General features: G+C 63.5%; 15 protein-coding genes. 5 read left to right on the forward strand and 10 right to left on the reverse strand.

All coding sequences use genetic code 11. From position 1 onward, the window contains the following. Positions 1-91: 91 nt before the first annotated feature. From gfa to xoxF5, 4 genes are all read right to left on the reverse strand, one after another. A complete protein-coding gene (gfa, locus tag RAD04_RS36520) occupies positions 92-655 on the reverse strand; it encodes an S-(hydroxymethyl)glutathione synthase (RefSeq protein WP_018320737.1) in 564 nt (187 codons plus the stop codon). 32 nt (positions 656-687) lie between these two features. Further along, on the reverse strand, positions 688-1,797 hold the full coding sequence (locus RAD04_RS36525; protein WP_461627657.1) for an S-(hydroxymethyl)glutathione dehydrogenase/class III alcohol dehydrogenase: 1,110 nt from the start codon (positions 1,795-1,797) through the stop codon (positions 688-690). 60 nt (positions 1,798-1,857) lie between these two features. Beyond that, entirely contained in the window at positions 1,858-2,346 is a 489-nt protein-coding gene (locus RAD04_RS36530) for a c-type cytochrome, methanol metabolism-related (protein ID WP_018320735.1), read from the reverse strand. A gap of 111 nt (positions 2,347-2,457) precedes the next feature. Beyond that, the gene (gene xoxF5, locus RAD04_RS36535; protein WP_461627658.1) at positions 2,458-4,260 is read right to left on the reverse strand and encodes a lanthanide-dependent methanol dehydrogenase XoxF5; all 1,803 of its coding nucleotides are present in this window, start codon (positions 4,258-4,260) and stop codon (positions 2,458-2,460) included. Positions 4,261-4,770: 510 nt separating this feature from the next. Here xoxF5 and RAD04_RS36540 point away from each other — a divergent pair. Continuing rightward, positions 4,771-5,739 carry a helix-turn-helix domain-containing protein gene (locus tag RAD04_RS36540; RefSeq protein ID WP_091966610.1) on the forward strand — a complete coding sequence of 323 codons (969 nt, stop codon included), beginning with the start codon at positions 4,771-4,773 and terminating at the stop codon, positions 5,737-5,739. Positions 5,740-5,770: 31 nt separating this feature from the next. On the opposite strand, the gene RAD04_RS36545 is transcribed toward RAD04_RS36540, so the two are convergent. From RAD04_RS36545 to RAD04_RS36570, 6 genes are all read right to left on the reverse strand, one after another. Beyond that, entirely contained in the window at positions 5,771-6,196 is a 426-nt protein-coding gene (locus RAD04_RS36545) for a hypothetical protein (protein WP_461627659.1), read from the reverse strand. A gap of 143 nt (positions 6,197-6,339) precedes the next feature. Beyond that, a complete protein-coding gene (locus RAD04_RS36550; protein WP_461627660.1) occupies positions 6,340-7,329 on the reverse strand; it encodes a Bug family tripartite tricarboxylate transporter substrate binding protein in 990 nt (329 codons plus the stop codon). Between the two features lie 110 nt (positions 7,330-7,439). Next, positions 7,440-8,459, reverse strand: a complete 1,020-nt coding sequence (locus tag RAD04_RS36555; RefSeq protein WP_461627661.1) for an FUSC family protein — start codon at positions 8,457-8,459, stop codon at positions 7,440-7,442. A gap of 234 nt (positions 8,460-8,693) precedes the next feature. Continuing rightward, a complete protein-coding gene (locus RAD04_RS36560; protein WP_461627662.1) occupies positions 8,694-9,623 on the reverse strand; it encodes a substrate-binding periplasmic protein in 930 nt (309 codons plus the stop codon). Then, positions 9,620-9,976, reverse strand: a complete 357-nt coding sequence (locus RAD04_RS36565; protein ID WP_461627692.1) for a c-type cytochrome — start codon at positions 9,974-9,976, stop codon at positions 9,620-9,622. Before RAD04_RS36565 ends, RAD04_RS36560 begins: the two co-directional genes overlap by 4 nt. A gap of 11 nt (positions 9,977-9,987) precedes the next feature. Beyond that, on the reverse strand, positions 9,988-11,652 hold the full coding sequence (locus tag RAD04_RS36570) for a methanol/ethanol family PQQ-dependent dehydrogenase (protein ID WP_461627663.1): 1,665 nt from the start codon (positions 11,650-11,652) through the stop codon (positions 9,988-9,990). Positions 11,653-11,996: 344 nt separating this feature from the next. Between RAD04_RS36570 and RAD04_RS36575 the strand changes: the two genes are divergently transcribed. From RAD04_RS36575 to RAD04_RS36590, 4 genes are all read left to right on the forward strand, one after another. After that, positions 11,997-12,389 (forward strand): EF-hand domain-containing protein, encoded by a 393-nt coding sequence (locus RAD04_RS36575; RefSeq protein ID WP_461627664.1) that lies wholly within the window; start codon positions 11,997-11,999, stop codon positions 12,387-12,389. Positions 12,390-12,532: 143 nt separating this feature from the next. Continuing rightward, positions 12,533-12,862 carry a hypothetical protein gene (locus RAD04_RS36580; protein WP_338309823.1) on the forward strand — a complete coding sequence of 110 codons (330 nt, stop codon included), beginning with the start codon at positions 12,533-12,535 and terminating at the stop codon, positions 12,860-12,862. 229 nt (positions 12,863-13,091) lie between these two features. Continuing rightward, entirely contained in the window at positions 13,092-13,172 is an 81-nt protein-coding gene (gene pqqA / locus RAD04_RS36585) for a pyrroloquinoline quinone precursor peptide PqqA (RefSeq protein ID WP_012029362.1), read from the forward strand. A 262-nt stretch (positions 13,173-13,434) separates the two neighbouring features. Next, positions 13,435-14,277, forward strand: a complete 843-nt coding sequence (locus RAD04_RS36590) for a hypothetical protein (protein WP_461621385.1) — start codon at positions 13,435-13,437, stop codon at positions 14,275-14,277. Positions 14,278-14,331: the final 54 nt, after the last annotated feature.

Consider the following 14,331-nt stretch of genomic DNA (forward strand, 5'->3'; position numbering starts at 1 on the left):
GCTCGCTGGCACTGATCGAGGCCAGCGAGCGGATAGGGCACGGCGAACGTCCGACCGCCTTGCTCAGGCGGCCTTTGCTCAGGCGGCCTTGTTAGGCGGCCTTGGCTTTGGCGACGTGGGTCGCGATCGCGTCCATCAGCGCCGGTGACAGGCAATCATAGGGCTCGAGCCCGATTTCCTTCAGCCGCGAACGGATGCCCGCCATCTGCTCCGGCTTCACGCCCGCTTCGATCACCGAGGAGACGAAGGCGGCGAATTGCGGCGCCTGCGAGCCCTGCTCCTGGAAAAGCTCGGGATGAATGAAGTCGAGACCGTAGAACGGGTGGCCCTTGTTCTCGATGCGGCCGTACATGTGGGTACCGCACGCCTTGCAGGCGTAGCGCTGGATCACCGCGGAGGGGTCGACGATCTGAAGCTTGTCGCCGTTCTCGAGCACGGTGACGTTCTGGCGCGGCACCACGGCGACGACGGAGAACGTCGCGCCCTGCGGCTTCCAGCATTTGGTGCAGCCGCAGGCGTGATTGTGGGCGACGTCGCCCTTGATGCCGACCTTGACCTGGTGGTCCTTGCATTTGCAGGCCAGCGTACCGCCGGCGAAGCTGCCGCTGCCCTGCTTGAGGCCGTTGTCGATCGATGGATGGAGTGCAACAGTCATGGGTCGATCCTCCTTGGGGTGACGCTTTCGAGCTAGTAGACGACGACTGAACGGATGGATTTGCCCTCGTGCATGAGGTCGAAGCCCTTGTTGATCTCTTCGAGCTTGAGCACGTGGGTGATCATCGGATCGATCTGGATCTTTCCGTTCATGTACCAGTCGACGATCTTCGGCACGTCGGTGCGGCCGCGGGCGCCGCCGAAGGCCGTGCCCCGCCAGTTGCGCCCGGTGACGAGCTGGAACGGGCGGGTGGCGATCTCCTTGCCGGATTCGGCAACGCCGATGATGATCGAGGTGCCCCAGCCGCGATGGCAGGCTTCCAGCGCCTGGCGCATCACCGTGGTGTTGCCGGTGCAATCGAAAGTGTAGTCGGCGCCGCCATCGGTGAGGCCGACGAGGTGCTGGACGATGTCGCCGGTGATCTTCTTGGGGTTGACGAACTCGGTCATGCCGAACCGGCGGCCCCAATCCTCCTTGGCGTCGTTGATGTCGACGCCAATGATCTTGTCGGCGCCGGCCATCTTGGCGCCCTGGATCACGTTGAGGCCGATGCCGCCGAGGCCGAACACGACCACGTTGGAGCCCGGCGTGACCTTCGCGGTGTTGACAACGGCGCCGACGCCGGTGGTGACGCCGCAGCCGATGTAGCAGCTCTTGTCGAAGGGGGCGTCCTCGCGGATCTTGGCGACCGCGATCTCCGGCAGCACGGTGAAGTTCGAGAAGGTCGAGCAGCCCATGTAGTGATAGACCGGCTTGCCCTTGTACGAAAAGCGGCTGGTGCCGTCGGGCATCACGCCCTTGCCTTGCGTCGCGCGGATCGCGGTGCAGAGATTGGTCTTCTGGCTCAGGCAGCTTTTGCACTGCCGGCATTCCGGCGTGTAGAGCGGGATGACGTGATCACCCGGCTTCACCGAGGTCACGCCAGGACCGATCTCGCGGATGATGCCCGCGCCCTCATGCCCCAGGACCGACGGGAAAATTCCCTCGCTGTCGAAGCCGTCGAGCGTATAGGCGTCGGTGTGGCAGATGCCCGTCGCCTTGATCTCGACCAGGACCTCGCCGGCCTTCGGTCCTTCCAGATCGAGCTCGACGATCTCGAGCGGCTTCTTGGCTTCGAAAGCGACGGCGGCACGTGTCTTCATTGGTAGCTCCTCAAATTCTCGCAAGATGCCAAGAGGTGGTCTCGGCAGCCTCAGCAACGTTCATTTATGGCCCATGCAGGCGTCTTCCGCCTTGGTGTAGGCCTCCGTTTTCTCCTCCTTCTTGGAGGGACGCTGCCGGCCCCATGCTTCGGTGGAGCGGGCGCGCAGATAGACGTACAGATCGTCCATGTAGCAGGCGACGTTCGGATTATCGCCGAAGGCGGGCATGACGTTCTCCTGCGCGGTCGAGATGTTCTTGCGACCGGAGGCGACCACGCCGAGGAAGTCGCCATAGCTCATGGACTTGACGGAATCCTTGAGCGCCGGCGCGTAGGTGGAGCCCATGCCGTCAGGCCCATGGCAGACGTGGCAGTCGGAGTGATAGCGGCGGTATCCGGAATAGGTGAACCAGTCCACGGTGCCGTCGGAAATCTTGTAGGTCGGAGTGCCTTCCTTATCGAGCCACTTTCCGTCGTCTTCCTTCTTCACGGCGGTCGGATCGCCCGGACCGTCCGCGACCGCAATTCCTCCGGACGCAACCAAGATCATCGCAGCAATGACAGAGCAGATTTTACGCAAGAGATTCATCCTCGAAGGAGCCCGGGGGAGACGAGCCGGCGCGTGGAGTTTATTCCACGCGCCGGAGCGATGCTGTTGGGCCTAGTTCGGCAGCGCGAACACGGTCAGCGTACCGCCGAGTGCCGTGTAGTTGCTGAGGGCCGCATAGCCACCGACCGCGCCGAGACCTGCGGTCGGATCGGTCAGGCCTGCCGCCAGACCGATGCCGGCCCAGCCGCCGACGCCGGAGAGCACTGCGACATACTGCTTGCCGCCGTTCTCATAGGTGGTGACGTTGCCGATGATGCCGGAGGGAGTCTTGAACTTGTAGAGCTCCTTGCCGGACTTGGCGTCGACCGCCTTCAGGTAGCCTTCGAGCGTGCCGTAGAACACCACGCCGCCGGCGGTTGCGAGCGCACCCGACCAGACCGAGAACTGCTCCTTGTTCGACCAGACGATCTTGCCGGTCTTGCCGTCCCAGGCGATGAAATTGCCCATGTGGGTTTCACCCGCCGGCGGATACATCGAGAGCGTCGCACCCACATAGGGCTGGCCCGCGGTGTAGCTCACCTTGAACGGCTCGTAGTCCATGCAGACGTGGTTGGTCGGAACGTAGAACAACTGCGTGTCCGGCGAGTAGGCTGCCGGCTGCTCGTCCTTGGTGCCGAGCGCGGCCGGGCAGATGCCCTTCACGTTGACGTCCTCGCCCGCCTTGTCGGTCGAAGCTGCGTCGAGCACCTTCGGACGGCCGTAGGTCGGCGAGTTCTTGTCCATGTCGACGCCGGAGGTCCAGTTCACCTTCGGATCGTACTTTTCGGCGACCAGCAGTTCGCCGTTGGTGCGGTCCATGGTGTAGGCGAGGCCGTTACGGTCGAAGTGCGTCAGCAGCTTGCGCGGCTGGCCGTTGATCGACTGGTCCGAGAGGATCATCTCGTTGACGCCGTCATAGTCCCATTCGTCGTGGGGCGTCATCTGATAGACCCACTTGGCGACGCCGGTATCCGGGTTACGCGCCCAGATCGTCATCGACCATTTGTTGTCGCCGGGACGCTGCTTCGGATTCCAGGTCGAGGGGTTGCCCGATCCGTAGTAGACGAGGTTCAGTTCGGGGTCGTAGGAGATCCAGCCCCAGGTGGCACCGCCGCCGATCTTCCACTGATCGCCTTGCCAGGTCTTCAGGCTGGAATCCTTGCCGATCGGCTTGCCGAGCGCGGTGGTCTTGTCGTCGACCAGGAGCTGGTTGTCCGGTCCTTCCGAATATCCGCGCCATGCCAGCTTGCCGGTCTTGATATCGTAAGCCGACATATGGGCCTGGACGCCGAACTCGCCGCCGGAGATGCCGATCAGCACCTTGTCCTTGACGACCATGGGGGCCGACGTGCCGGTCTCGCCCTTGCTCGGATCGCCATTCTTGACGGTCCATGCAACTTGACCGGTCTTGACATCGAGCGCGACGAGGGTGGTGTCGGCTTGATGCAGGAAGATCTTGCCGTCGCCGAAGGCCAGACCGCGGTTGACCGTGTCGCAGCACATCACCGGGATGACGTTCGGATCCTGCTTCGGCTCGTACTTCCAGACAATCTTGTTCTCCTGCGAAAGGTCAATGGCATAGACCTTGTTCGGGAACGGCGTGTGGACGTACATCATGTTGCCGATGATCAGCGGGCCGCCTTCATGGCCGCGCAGCACGCCGGTCGAGAAGGTCCAGGCCACCTGGAGCTTGCCTACGTTCTGTGCGTTGATCTGGTTGAGCTTGGAATAGCGGGTATTGGCGTAGTCGCCGGTCGGCATCACCCAGTCTTTCGGGTTCTGCGACATCTTGACCAGCTCGTCATTGGCTGAGGCGCCCCCGACGGCGAGCGCCGCCGCGGAGCCAAGAAAGGTCGCCAGTAGCACCTTGCGCATAGTTATTCCTCCGTTGGTCTCGTTTATTGTTTCCGAAGCAATACTGATTCACCGGGCTTCTCGTCCGGCGTCTGCTCGTGCAGGGCGGTCACGATTGGGACCAGAAACGATGCTGTGCTGTTTCCTCCTCCTGATGAGAGCCACGGGTCCACGTGCAGGAGCGGCCCGTTCTTGTTGTTCCTGCCGCAATTCCTAACGACTTCGTCATCGGGAAACTTGCCCAAGAGAGAAGCCGGTTTGCTTGATAGCGCACGGACGCGAAGATTTTGATTTTGCAGTAGCGAATTCAGCGGCTTCCGCATCGCTTTGACGGTGCCTTCAACGCTCAGGTTCCCCTTGACGGCGCTGCAACTAAGGCGGAGGATTAAGTTTCAAGGGTGGCAATGGAACGATGGCGCTCGTCCAAAAGACCGCTCAAATTCGAGGTAAACGTCACGCAATCACGGCTGAGGGCTCCGGCAGCGCTGGTCGCGATTCGCGTCTCTCCGGATCAAACCAGTGGCTGGATTAATGTCCGACACCATTCACACGCTCTCGACGACCGGCATGACGCCGAAGCGCCAGATCCAGAGCTGGATCGACGGGCTGACGAGCCTGTGTGGGCATTTCGACGTTGATCCGCTGGAAGCGTCCTCGCTCGAGGGCCGCATCGACTACACCAGCGTCTCGCGCCTGAAGCTCTGCCAGATCGAAGTGAGTCAGCATCGCATTGCCCACACGCTGGCGCGCGCCAAGGCCAACGAGCATCCGTACATCAAGATTCACTTCCAGACTTACGGCGTGTCCTATTTCGAGCAAGAAGGCCGCCACATCGAGATCAACCCGGGCGACATCATCGCCTATGACGTCTCCTGCCCGCATTCGATCATCAGCCCGGCCTTCACCCGTCACGACGTCGTGATCGTGCCAAAGGCGCTGCTGCGCGACCGCGGATTCCCGTCGCAGCGGATGCCCGCCTGCAAGCTGTCGTCGAAGACAGGGACGGGGCGGATCGCCCACGATTTCGTTCATGCGACCTTCGACGAGGCGGCAAAGCTGTCGGCAAACAGTGCGGTCGGCGTCGCCGATTCGCTGATCGACCTGTTGCTGCTGCCGCTGCGCGAAGCCGACACGATGTTCGACCGTGTCGGACCGGAAGCGATGTATGTGCGCGCGCAGTTCTTCATCCGCGAGCACCTGCGCGATCCGGATCTGTGCATCGACCAGATCTCGACCGAGCTCGGCTGCTCCAAGCGCTATCTGCACATGCTGTTCTCGGAGCGCGGCACCACGGTGAGCGACTACATCTGGCAGGCGCGCCTGCAGAACTGCCGCCAGGAACTCGAGGCCCACGCCGGCAAGACCATCACCGACGTCGCGTTCTCCTGGGGCTTCTCCAGCTCATCGCACTTCAGCCGGGTGTTCCGGAAATATTTCGGCGTGGTGCCGTCCTCGATCCACAAGGCGCAGCAGGGCGCCGCGAGTTCGGGCGAGCACTAGGCCGGGCGCAAGGGGCTTCCAGCGATTGCGCTCACGCCGACGTCGCAATGTAGGGAATGCTGACCACGAGAGCGACGAGCAGCACCGCGTTACCCAGCATTCCGCTCCAATGTAGCCTGCGCAATCGACGCGGGGCTTCGGCATCGCCGGCGTCCCTCGCGCTGAGTTGGTCGTCCATCCGCCGCATGAACCAGCTGCGCCCCCAGATTGCCAGGGCAGCGATCATGCCGACGCCCATCGCAGCCGCCAGGCGGCCGTCGAGGAGGAAGGCCACCGTTCCGATCACGGCGGCGACGCGCATCACCAGAAAATGGGCGTTGAACATTCCGCGCAGCAGCTGGGCGACGGGCTGGATATCGAGCTTCACCAGCAGGAAGGCGGGCGATGCCAGCGTGAAATAGCCCATCGGAAAGAGCAGGATGACCATGACGGCGACAGCGACTCCATCCGGTGTCATGCAATCGGCCTTTCTAGCCCGCCCGGATGAAGGCTCTCGGCGGTGGCGCACAATCATAGCGTGAAATTGCGTTTCCGACACTAGGCTTTGGTCGGAAGCCGGGCTGGGAAGGACGGCGGGCGCGCTGCGCCGCGCCTCGAGCCTCAAGCCGGTTCGAGGCCGAGTGACTTCGCGCTCTCGATCCAGATCGGCAGTTCGCGTTGATACAAGGCGTTGCTCTCCTTGAAGCCGATTGCGGGTTCGAGCACGAAGGTCGTGAGAACTTCCTTCACTTTCGGATCGTTGTTGGCGGCAACGCATAGCTCCGCCAGGCGGTCGACGACCGCTTGCGGCGTCGCCTTCGGCACGGCCCAACCGGAGAAGCCGCTCACGGTGAAGAATTTCGAGGTCGCGCCCTGCTCCGGGAGGGTCTTGATAGCAGGGATCGCGTCGACCTTCTTCGAATGCACCGCGAACACGGTGCCGCGGTCGCTTTGCAGGACCGACTGCGCCGCGGTGTAGCTGCCCATCGCGGCATCCAGCGTGCCCTCGAGCATCCCCGTCCACATCGGGGCCTCGCCGCGGTAATGGACCGGCTCGATGGACAGGCCATACTGCTTGTTGAGCTCGTTGATCGTCATGTGCGGGGCCGAGCCCGCGCTATAGGTGCCGAAGTTCACCTTGCCGCTCTTGCGCGCGAACGCGACGAAATCCTCCAGCGTCTTGACCCCGGTCTTGGGGTTCGCGACCAGCAACAGGCCGGCGCCCGGAATGACGCTGACGAGCGCCAAATCCTTGTCCATGTCGTAGCCGGGATTCTTCATCACCACCCGGTTCATGATGTAGGTGGTTGAGATCGAGCACAGCATGGTGTGGCCGTCGGGCTCGGCGCGGGCGACTTCGGCCGTGCCGATCGCGCCGGAGGCGCCGGGCTTGTTCTCGACGACGACGGTCTTGCCGACCTGCTTGGAGATGAACTCACCGTAGGCGCGCGCGAGCAGGTCGGTCTGCCCGCCGGCGGGATAGCTGCAAATCATGCGAATCTGCCGCGACGGCCACGCGGCTTGGGCCGAGGCGCTGCGCAGGACGAAGGGCATCGCAAGTGCGGTGGTACCGGCGGCGATGAAGTGGCGGCGATCGAATTTGGCGGTCATGATTCCCTCCTGATTTTGGCCGAACCTACTGCATCAGGCTGGCGCCGCCATGGCCGGCAAGCGAGACAGATTGGCGCATTCGACACAGCGGCGAGGTGCCCATTTGCGCCTCAGCCGGGCGAGCGCGCCTTGCGCATGACGCGCAGCCAGACGATCTCGGTCAGGGCCACGGCAATCAGGCCAAAGCTCCCGCCGATCAGCACGTTGACGATGCGCTCCTCGGCGATGCCGCTGGCGCCGCCGGCAAAGGAGGCCGCCAGGGCGATGAAAAAGCAGCGCAGGCCGAAGCCGAGGATGTAGCGGGAAAACGAGATCAGCGTGAGGGTGGCCGCCAGCACCGCGAGCGCGTAGCCGACACGGCTCTGCGGCAATACGATGCCGGCGAGGAAGCCCAGCGGCACGCCGACGAAGGCGCCGATCGTACGCTGCTTCAGCTTGTCGGTGGACGCCGAGAGATCGCCGACCACGACGCTGGCGGCCGACCACATCACCCATTGCCCCTGCGCAAGGTTCAGGATTTCGACCAGCGCCGCCGCGGCGAACACCGCCATGGCGGTTGCCAGCGCGGGCAGGAACCATTCGGCCGCGGGCGGTCCGAACGAGGTCGCGGTATCGCCTTGCCCTCGCTGGTCGTAAATCCGGATGGCGCAGACCAGCGCCAGCGCGATCGGCGAGGAGGCGATGATCACGCCGGCATGGCGCAGCGCTTCGGCGGCGCTCACGCCCTCCCGCACCTCGCAGGCGAGATAGACGGCTGGGATGAACACCCAATTGCCCAGCGTGCGGAAATGCTCGCCATAGCGGGTCCCGGCCACTGCAAGGAATCCGGCAAGCGCCGTCAGCACTGCGAATAGCGGCTTGATCGGGGCTGCCAGGAAGAGTGCGGAAAAGGTCACGAGGATGGCAAGGTAGTGCCAGACGATGACTTTCGGCGGAAAGTGCTGCCTGAGCGCGGGAATGAGCAACGAGACCGCGACCAGCCCTAGATTGAGCAGCGCCGTTTCGCGCGCGATGAAATAGGCGGCCACCATCGGGCCGACGACGATCAGCGCGCGCAGCAGCTCGGGGGTCTTGACCTCGTGGGAGAGGACGTCACGCAGGCTGGTGGCGGTGATCGTGGGGGGATTCACGGGGCACCAAAGGGCGAAGAAAATGCGAGCATATCACAAATGGCGTCGGCGTTTTCGCGTAAGGCACGTCGGCGTTGCCACACCCTCGGTGTCATCGCCCGGCTTGACCAGGCGATCCAGTACGCCGCGACGTCTGTGGTTCAATGGATAGGCCGCGGCGTACTGGATGTCCCGGTCAAGCCGGGGCATGACAGCGGTGATGTGGTCGCGCCGCCGCTCGCCGCAAAAGGCACATCACCGCTGAATGATCTTCATCCAGACATCGCCCAGGATCGCAGGCTCGCGCGACGGCAGGTAGGTGAGCCCGGCCTGCTTGCCGAATTCTGCGATCCTGCCTTCGGCCGCGAGCTCCGTCAGCGCCTTGTTGACGGCGTCGATCAGCGCGTCATCGCTGGCCAGTCCGACATAGCCGCGATTGGCGCCGATCGGATAATAGTAGCCGGACGCCGTGATCGCCGTGTCCGGATGCGCGGCGCGATGGGCGTCGAAGCGGCCGAGGTCGATCAGTGTCGCGTCGTAGTCGCCGCGCTGGAGCGCGCCCAGCAGATCGTCGCGGCCGGGGACGAGATGGGTGATGTTGTTGATCAGCTGCCCCTTGTCGAAGCTCATCAGGATGGCGTCGCCGAGCGAGCCGCTTTCGATGACGAGACGAAGGCCTGCGAGATCGCCGATGTCGCCGATCTCGCGCCCGCTTGCCTTCGGCCCGAGCACGACGGTCATCGGCGAATAGACGTAAGGCCGGCTCGGCGCGAGCACGCCGAGTGCGACGCGGCGCCGCCGATCGTCGCGTGTGGCCCCGGCGAAGTCAGGCAAGCGCGCCGTCTTCATTCCGGGGGCAACGAGCGAATCCTGCGTCAACGCGTAACCGCCGACGAGCGAGCAGCGGCCATCCGAGAGCAGCGCGTTGGCCTCGAGCTGGGGGCTCGAATCCTCGTCCAGCTTGCTTTCGAACCACTGGATCGTCAGCTTCCGTCCGAGCCGCTCCGCCATTGCCTGCGCAAGCAGCACATCGAAGCCGGCATCCGGCTTGCCGCGGTGGTGTATCGAGAACGGCGGCCGGTCCTCGTCGAGACAAATTTTAAGGGGATCGTCGGCCGCAAGAGCGACCGACGCCATCGTCGAAAGAAAGGCCGCAACGCTCCATGCAGCACGCCGGCCCTTCATGGCTTCCTCCGGCTGGAGACGAAGGCCCAGAGGGAGCCGATCTCCTCGTCGTTGAGGATATCGCCCCAGGGCGGCATCTTGTTGTTCTTGCCGTTCTTCACCGTGGTGATGAAGCGGGTCTTGTCGTCGGGGAAGGCACGCAGGTCCGGCGTGATGGTGCCGGAGTTCATCAGATTGGGGCCATGGCAGTGCGAGCATTTCGAAGCATAGGTCGACTTGCCGTGGTCGATCTGTGCCTGCATGGGATTGCCGGTTGCGTCGTCCGCGGCGCGAACGGTCGCCGCAAGCGCGACCGTCAGCCCCGCGACGGCGGCAAGGATCGCCGCCGTCTTGTGAGATAGCCTTCTCAGCATCATGCCGTGGATTACTGCTTGACCGCAAAGACCCACAGCGAGCCACCGGGCGGCACCTTGGCAAGCCGCTCGTCGCCCGAGAACAGCGAGTAGACGCCGCCATAGCCGCTGGTCACCGCGACATACTGCACGCCATCCTGCTGCCAGGTGACCGGCTGGCCCTCGATGCCGGACCCGGTCTGGAACTGCCAGAGCTTCTTGCCGGTGTCGGCATCGAAGGCCTCGAACTCGCCGGTGAGGGCACCCGAGAACACGACGCCGCCCGCGGTCGACAGCACGCCCGAGAAGCGTGGAATGTCGCTCGGCGCTTCCCACTTCGACTTGCCGGTCATGGGATCGATCGCCTTGAGATGACCGCGCGGCCCGTCCCCGAACTCCCAGGGATCGGTCAGGTCCATGCCGAGATACCATTCACCCTGCTTGAAAGTGACGGGCTCCGCCTTGTACTTGCCGCCGAAGTTCAGCGTGTTGGCGTAGGCAAGGCCGGTCTGCGGGTTGAACGACATCGGCTCCCAGTTCTTGCCGCCGAGGATCGACGGATAGACCGTGACCTTCTTGCCTTCGCGCGCATCCTTGGCGACGTCGGTCTCGATCGGCTTGCCGGACTTCATGTCGACGCCGGTTGCCCAATTGACCTTCACGTAAGGATTGGCCGCGAGCAACTTTCCGTTGGTGCGGTCGAGCACGTAGAAGAAGCCGTTGCGGTTGGCATTCATCAGCGCCTTGGTCGGCTTGCCCTCGACGTTCACATCCGCGAGCACCATCTCGGCGACGGCGTCGTAGTCGAACGGGTTGTTCGGCGAGAACTGGTAGTGCCACTTGATCTTGCCGGTCTTGGGATCCATCGCCAGCACGGAGCAGGTGTAGAGATTGTCGCCAGGGCGCACCGCCGAATTGAACGGTCCGGGATTGCCGATGCCCCAGTACACCGTGTTCAGCTCGGGGTCATAAGACCCGGTGATCCAGGTCGAGCCGCCGCCGAGCTTCCAGGTGTCGCCCTTCCAGGTGTCGCCGCCGGGCTCGTCCGGCGAGGGGATCGAATGGGTGCGCCACAGATGCTTGCCCGTCGCCGGATCCCAGCCGTCGATGAAGCCGCGCGTGCCGAACTCGGCGCCGGAGATACCGGTGATGACGACGCCGTCGGCGACCAGCGGGGCCACCGTCATCGAATAGCCTTCCTTGATGTCGGCGGCCTTCTGACGCCACAGCTCCTTGCCGTTCTTGGCGTCAATAGCAATCACGTTGGCATCGAGCGTCGTACGAAACAATTTGCCTTCGTGGATTGCGGCGCCGCGATTGATGATACCGCAGCAGACGATGCGCGGCGTCTCGGCGGGATATTCGACCTTGCTCTTCCAGATCTGCTTGCCGGTCTTGGCGTCGACGGCCATGGTCGCGTTGTGCGAGGTCACGTAGATCACGCCCTGGTACACCAGCGGCTGCGATTCCTCGCTGCGATCGTCGTTGAAAGAGTAATTCCAGACTGGGACGAGGTTCTTGACGCTGTCCTTGTTGATCTGGTTCAGCGTCGAGAAGCGCTGCAGATTGTAGCCCATCCCGTAATTGAGAACGTTCGATGTATCAGTCGCGCCCTTGACCAGTTGCTCGGTGGTCTGTGCGCTTGCACAAGTCGATGCAAGCATGACGAGGCTCGCGGCCATCGCAAAGCGTTTCATCCGTTCCTCCCAATATGCGCGCCTTTTGACGCCGCGGGAGCAACACTCCGTCGGAAACCAAAACGCGTCAATACGAAAGTCGCAAGTGTCGTGTCGATATCGTTGAACAGGCGCCGGTCACCTTACGGAAACCTGACGGCCGCAGACTCCCACTTGCGTGGAGACGCTGAAAAAAATTGCGCAACGCGAAGCAGCTCCGGGCGTCGGTCGTTCGGGGGCACAAGCGGGGGTCCCCGGGGTTGTCGCGCGCGCAAGTTGCAATTCCGGACTTGAACCTGGGACCGCTTGTGGATTTATGTGGTTGTGTCCCGCCCGAACCGGGGCTCTTCATCTGGGAGGTCTTAATGATTTCGCGTCGCTCAGTTGCGCTTGCGCTCACCATTGCATTGTTGTCCGGTCCGGCGTGGTCGGCCTCCGGCAACGCGGTCAAGTTGTTCGACACCGACAATGACGGCACGCTCGATCTTGCCGAGGTGAAGAAGGCGGCCGCGGCATTATTCGCAAAGCTCGATCCCGATCATGACGGCACGCTCGATGCGCGCGAATTGCGCGGACGGTTGACGGCGAAAGAGCTCGCCGCGGCCGATCCCGATCGCGACGGGACTCTTACGCTCGACGAATATCTCTCCGTGGTCGAGCAGCGCTTCAACGCGGCCAATCCCGACAAGGACGGAACGCTGGATGCGAAGGAGCTGAACTCCCGCGCCGGCCGGTCGCTGCTGCGATTGTTGCGGTGAGCGGTGCGATCGGAACAGACGTGACGATGGCGTTTGCGAGCAGTTCCGCTCCGAACACTCGGAACATCAGGCTGTTCGGCCTGTTCTCTTCGCGATGTCCTGCTCGGCGCCGGGGCAGCGCCGCGGGAGAAGAGGAGATTCAGATGAACACGAAACGTTCCGTTCTTGCTGCCTGCGCGATCCTGGCGTTGAGCGCCGGCGTCGCGGTCGCCGGCCCGTGCAACACGGGCAGCGCCAGCACTGACAAGGATGCTGGTTCTGGTCCCGTGACGGTGGGCGCAGCGCAGTCGCACTCGTCCAGTTCAGCGGGCGACACCAGCCAGCATCCGCCGACCAGCACGATGAATCGTGCAAGTGGCGAAACGCCGGCTTCATCCGAAGATGCGCAGCGGCAGATGCAGAGCCAGCCGACGGCGGCTCAGCGCGCCGAAGGTGCCAAGCCGGACGCCGCAATGGCCGACAAGGGCTGCTGACGGCGACGGTGCCATTCGTGTCGATTCGACGTGCGGTGCGTCGCACAAGACGGTGTCTCGCAGGTCGTGTTTGACCAAGAGGGAACTGGCTTTGTCCGAGAGAGAAATGTAGCCGCGAAGAATCGACACGGACGCGCTCGACAGGCGAATCGAGGCTTGAACTGCAACTGACGCAGCCCTAGGTTTTGCGCCGCGCGATGTCGCGCTCAATACCTTGGGGAGACCCCGAATGGCTTGGAAAGCTCCGAAGATCGTGGAAGTGCCGGTCGGCATGGAAATCAACATGTACGCCTGCGCTGCGCGCAAGTAAGACTGACGACCTGCCGCGGCTTTGACGGTGAACGCCGTCGAAGCCGTGGCAGTGTCGGATCCCGAGCCGGGTATCGCTTGCTTCGTGCTTTTGCCATCGACGCGATGAAGCACCTGCGCAGGCTTCAATTATCTTCCTTCAAAATCTAGACCACGCTCTTGCTCCAGTGTGTTACGCTGATGGCCGGTCAGCGCTGCTGCCGCATCAAGGCGGCGCGCGCCTTCGGGGCACGGGGATGCGCGGCGGAGCTCGCAGATTTCTGATGGTGATTGCCTGCGCGGTCGCGCTGACACCGACGCATGGGCACGCCGAAGAGGGCTTCGATACCGAGCACATCTTCGGCTTCATGATCGGCACCGATGTCGGCAATCCCGGCGAGCGCGAATTCCAGAGCCAGACGACGGGGCGCTTCGGCAAGGGCGGCGGCACCTATCGCGCTCTTGAGAAAGAGGTCGAGATCGAGATCGTGCCGCTGCCGAACTTCCGCATCGAGGTCGGCGCCGTCGCCAGCTTGCACGACATCACCGGCGTCCCCGACATCGACGACCGCCGCCAGCTCAACTTCCAGGGCGCTTCGCTCGATCTGCGTTACCGCCTGCTCGACCGCGAGCACGCGCCGTTCGGCCTCACCATCGCCGCCGAGCTCCACGGCGACCGCATCGACGAGACCAGCGGCGCGAAGGGGCGGATGTACGGCACGGAATTCACCCTCGCCATCGACCGCGAGCTCATCCCGAACTTTGCCATCGGCGCCCTCAACCTGATCTATCAGCCGGAATGGGCGCGCTTCGAGGTGGCGGGGCAGTCCGAGAAGAGTTCGACGATCGGTGCGGCGTTCGCCGGCATGGTGCGCGTGCGGCCCAACATGCTGCTCGGCGGCGAGCTGCGCTATTTCCGGCAATACGAAGGCATCGGCCTCGGCGAGTTTTCAGGCCAGGCCCTGTTCGTCGGCCCGACCGCCTATTTCCAGCTCTCCGAGCGCTCGCGGCTGACCTTGAGCTGGAGCATGCAGGCCTGGGGCCGGCCGGCCGGAGCGGGCGGCAATCTCGACCTCGTCAATTTCGAGCGCCACCAGGCCCGGATGGTGTTCGGCGTTAATTTTTAGCAGAGAGCGTCGTCATGCCCCGGGCTTTGCCTTGCCTGGGAGCACGGGACGAGC

Source organism: Bradyrhizobium sp. 25ACV, from assembly GCF_054863005.1.